The organism is Haladaptatus sp. (assembly GCF_049589095.1).
Lineage (GTDB): Archaea > Halobacteriota > Halobacteria > Halobacteriales > Haladaptataceae > Haladaptatus.
Map to the genome: position 1 here is coordinate 1 of NZ_JBAWAC010000448.1, position 4,624 is coordinate 4,624.

The window sequence follows — 4,624 nt, forward strand, 5'->3', positions numbered from 1 at the left end:
CCTCCAGCGTCACGACTCGGCGCTGTGCGTGGGCGTACGACCGTCCGAGGGCGGTCGCCGCCGCGTTGAGCGAGCCGTGTTCGTCTATCGCCCGAAGCAGTTGCACGTCCCGTGCGTCGAACGTGACATCGCCGGAGACGAGTTGTGCGTCGAACGTCGCCCGTGGCGTCGCGTCGTCCATCGTCAGTACCTGTCGTACCGCTCGGTACATCAGTTCTCCGGGCTACCGACGGATCACGATGCCCGTTCGAACTGCTCTTCCGCCTCGCGAAGTCGTTCCAACCGTGTTTCGAGCGACGGGTGGGTTTCGAGCCACGGCGTGTCCGCGTCCGCCGAATCCGCTCCGGCCACGTCGGTCGCCATCGAGAGCGGGACGATGGCGCGTTCCGGCGGGATTTCGTAGGCGTCTCGCATGTCAGTCGGCGGGCACGCCGCCGTCGCGTCGTACAGTTTCCGGAGCGCCGAGGCGAGTTCGCCCGCGTTCCCGGTGATTCGAACCGCGCCGCGGTCGGCGGCGAGTTCCCGATAGCGCGAGAGGAGCGCGAGCAGGACTCGTCCGACGAAACTGAAGACGGCCGAGAGCGCATACGAGAAGGCGAAGAACAGGCCGACGAGCGGATGGGCACCTCGCTCGGCGTCCAACGCCCAATGTCTGTCCGCGTACTTTCGAACCCGCAGGGCGACACGCAGGGGAAGCGACGCGAGGGTGACGACGAGGAAATCCCGGTGGCGAACGTGGGCGAACTCGTGTGCGAGCACGGCTTCGAGTTCGTCGGCCGAGAGCGTCTCCACGAGCGCCGTCGTCACGACGATGGTCGCGCTCTCGGGCGAATACCCGGTCGTGAACGCCGTCGGAACATTCGAGGTCCGACACTCGATGTCCGGTCGAGGAACCGACAGATGGCTGGCGATTTTCGTCGCGCGCGCCTCGACTTCCGTGGGGACTTCGACGACGACGGGTTCGTCGTCTCCGTCCTTCGGGAAGCCCGTCAAATCACTGTTCGCGTAGCGTTCGATGACGTAGAAGCCGAGCACGCTCGATCCGCCTGCCAATCCCGCCATGATGAGGACGGCGGTCATCGTCGTTCCGGTAAAGAGCGCGACGAGGCGTGCTCCCGCCGTAACGATGAGCCAGAGTGTCGCCGGAATCGCAATCGCGAAGAGGACGACGAGACACAACGTGGCGACCATCCGAACCTGCAACCCCCGATCCGGTTTCCACTCCATACGATGGCGTATGTTCTCAGCGATGATGAAATCTTTCTGCGATGGCGAAAAATCGAGTCGGAACCGGGGTCGTCCGCGAAATTCGCTCAGTCGGAGCGTCGGTGGACGGTCATCGGTATCTCCTTCTTCGGGCGGGCCGTGATCGTCGCCATCAGGTCCAGTTCGGCCTCGGGCGTGAGTTCGATGTGGAACTGCTGGTAGATGGTGGCGAGCAGGAGACGCGCCTCCAGCATGGCGAAGCGGTCGCCGATACAGCGCCGTGGTCCGGCCGCGAACGGGAAGTACGCGAGTTTCGGGAGCGACTTCTCGAACTCCTTGGTCCAGCGCTCGGGTCGGAACGCGAGCGGGTCGTCGTACCAGCGCGGGTCGCGGTGGACGACCCACTGGTTCATCTGCACCGTCGCACCCGCCGGAATCTCGTAGCCGCCGATGATGTCCGGTTTGGTCGCCTCGCGGACGATGCCCGGTACGGGCGGGTAGAGTCGCATCGATTCCTTGACGACCTTTTCGGTGTACGTCAAGTCGTCCAGGTCGGCCATCGTCGGCGTCTCGCCGTCGAGCACTTCGTCCAGTTCGGCGACGAGTTTCTCCTCCTCCTCGGGATACTGCGCGAGGGCGTACATCGTGAGCGTCAGCGAGAGCGCCGTCGTCTCGTGTCCGGCGAGCAGGAGCGTGACGACTTCGTCCCGTATCTGCTCGTCGCTCATGTGGTTGCCGTGCTCGTCCGTCGCGTCGAGGAGCGTCGAGATGACGCCCTCGCCGGTCGGGTCCTCGCGCCGCTCCCGGATCAGTTGGTAGACGACGTCGTCGAGTTGCTCTCGCGCGTCCTTGATCTGCATTCTCGACGGCGTGGGAATCCCAGGCGGGAGGATGAAGTTCGCGAGGCTTTCGGTTCCGAGCATGAACTCCCCCAGCGCCGACCCGACGGTGTGAACTTCGTCGTCGATATCGACGCCGAACAGCGCCCGTGCGACGATTTTGAGCGTCACCTCCATCATGTCCTCGTGGACGAGTCGCGTCTCGCCGTCCTCCCACGTGGCGAGTTCCTCCTCGGTGAACTCCGTCATCATGGAGGAGTATCGCTGAATCTCCTTGGGGTGGAAGGCGGGTTGAATGAGGTGGCGGTTGCGCCGCCAGACCGCGCCTTCGCTGTTCAGGATACCCTTCCCCAGTACCGGCCCGAGGATGTTCTGGAACCCCTCGCCCTTGATGTAGTTCTGATTGTTCTGGACGAGTACCTGTTCGATGTAGTCAGGGTGGTTGAGCTGATACATCGGTCCCGACAGTTCTTCCCAGTGAACGATGTCCCCGTACTCGCGGGCGTTTTCCGTCATGAAGCCGAACGGGTCGCGGATGAAATCCCATCGCGTTCCGACGATAGGGAGGCCATCCGGTCCCGGTGGCGTGTCCCCCGTGGGGGGTGTGTCGCTACTCATGGTTGCTACCTAGTACTGCCCCCAGCGGTCTATCTCTATATCCGAGCATCCTAGGTGTGTTTAAATACTCTCGTGCAGTATCGTTCCCCATGCGGTACGCGACGATCGTCATGACGTGGGAGGACGACACGCCCGTCCATCCCATCGACGACCTGCTCTCCGAGACCGACGACGTGACGGTCGAAACGATTCGGTACGTCGGACCGGTGTACGAGGGCCGATACGTGGAACTCGTGGAACTCAGTGGCGACCTCGACGTCGCGCGGGAACTGTTGGCCGGTTCGCCCGAAACCATCGAATACGACATCGTCGGTGAGGACGGCTACGGCGTCCTCTATCTGCAGTGTCGAACCGGCGGGCTGGTCGATGACCTGCTCACCATCCTGCGCGAACACGAAATCGTCCTCGACTGGCCGATTCGGTACATCGACACGGGGAGCGAACACGGCCTGCAACTCACCGTGATCGGAACCAGCGAGGCGATTCGACAGGCCGCGGGTGACGTTCCCGACGGCATCTCCCTGAAACTCGAACGGATGGGCGAGTACGAACCCGACATGGGAAAGCTCTCGTCGATACTCACCGAGCGACAGGAGACGCTCTTCGACCTCGCCGTTCGCGAGGGGTACTACGAGGTTCCCCGGGAGACGACCCACCGGGAACTCGCCGAGGAACTCGGCCTCTCGACGGGGACCGTCAGCGAGCGACTCCAACGAATCGAGTCGAGGTTGGTCGGCGCGTACGTCAACTGATCGCCGAAATCCCGTTTCGGGACGGTTACGACGTGCCGGTAGGGCTGAGATTAATTACCTCCCCAGCGTCAGTTCTAGTAGGCACGGATTGCCGGGGAACGGGGGGAACCATGACACCGCCACAGCCGACCGCTTCCGGGGATAGCAACGCGAACACCGATGAGGAGACGTCTCCGTGGCGGTCGTCCACGGTCCAGATCGTCCTCGCGGCGACGCTCCTCGCGCCGCTCGGCGTCCCGCTCATCAGTCCGACGCTCCCCGCGTTTCGGGACGCGTTCGGCATCACCGACGCACAGGCGAGCCTGCTCATCAGCACCTACTTCCTGACCGGAATCGTGCTGTCGCCGTTCATCGGCATGCTCGCCGACCGGATCGGCAGGCGGGCCGTCCTCATCTGGGGGCTGATCGCGTTCAGCATCTCGGGTGGAGCCATCGCTCTCGCGCCGAGTTACGAGGCCATCCTGCTGCTGCGAACCATCGGCGGGACCGCCGCCGCCGGTATCTTCATCACCACCGTCACGCTCATCGGGGACTCGTTCGAGGGCACCCAACGGAACTCCGTGCTCGGGATGAACAACGCGGTGCTGTCCGCGGGGGCCGCGCTCTTCCCCATCGTCGGCGGCGCGCTCGCCACCGTCGCGTGGAACGTGCCGTACCTCGCCTACCTGCTCAGCCTGCCGCTCGCGCTGTACGCGGTTCGGCATCTGGAGGAACCCGCCCACGAACGCGACTCGAAGGGACTCGCCTATCTGCGCCGCGCCGCCAGCGTCCTCAGCGGACCCGATGCGCTCGTCTGCTACGGCGCGGCGTGCATGACCGAACTGCTGTTGTTCGGCACGGTGCTCACGATTCTGCCGTTCCTGCTGGCCGGGGACTTCGGCCTGTCGGCGTTGGCCATCGGACTCCTGCTCTCGGTCGCGGAACTCTCGTCGGTCGTCGTCTCCGCGAAGAACGGCTGGTTCGCGCGGTACACGTCGAACTACGGCCTCATCGCCGCCGGGTTCGCCTGCTACTCCGTCGGCCTGTTCGGCGCGTGGTTGGCACCCTCGCCGGTTTTCATCGGCGTGACGATGCTCGTCCTCGGTGCGGGTCTCGGCCTGTCCATGCCCGCCGTGGACGCCGCCATCAGCGACCTCGTCTCCGCGGGACTGCGCGGCGGGGCGCTGAGCCTACGCAACAGCACGACGTTCCTCGGGCGCGCCGCGGGAC

General features: G+C 64.6%; 5 protein-coding genes. 2 read left to right on the forward strand and 3 right to left on the reverse strand.

Going from position 1 to position 4,624, the window contains the following annotated elements; genetic code table 11:
- From WBV42_RS14130 to WBV42_RS14140, 3 genes are all read right to left on the reverse strand, one after another.
- Positions 1 to 211: winged helix-turn-helix domain-containing protein (locus tag WBV42_RS14130; RefSeq protein WP_423986595.1), on the reverse strand; the 211-nt coding region annotated here is incomplete at its 3' end.
- 23 nt (positions 212 to 234) lie between these two features.
- Positions 235 to 1,227 carry a M48 family metalloprotease gene (locus WBV42_RS14135; protein ID WP_423986596.1) on the reverse strand — a complete coding sequence of 331 codons (993 nt, stop codon included), beginning with the start codon at positions 1,225 to 1,227 and terminating at the stop codon, positions 235 to 237.
- Positions 1,228 to 1,313: 86 nt separating this feature from the next.
- Positions 1,314 to 2,663, reverse strand: a complete 1,350-nt coding sequence (locus WBV42_RS14140; RefSeq protein WP_423986597.1) for a cytochrome P450 — start codon at positions 2,661 to 2,663, stop codon at positions 1,314 to 1,316.
- A gap of 89 nt (positions 2,664 to 2,752) precedes the next feature.
- Between WBV42_RS14140 and WBV42_RS14145 the strand changes: the two genes are divergently transcribed.
- Entirely contained in the window at positions 2,753 to 3,415 is a 663-nt protein-coding gene (locus WBV42_RS14145) for a helix-turn-helix domain-containing protein (protein WP_423986598.1), read from the forward strand.
- 110 nt (positions 3,416 to 3,525) lie between these two features.
- Positions 3,526 to 4,624 (forward strand): MFS transporter (locus tag WBV42_RS14150; protein ID WP_423986599.1); only part of this gene is annotated, 1,099 nt, incomplete at its 3' end.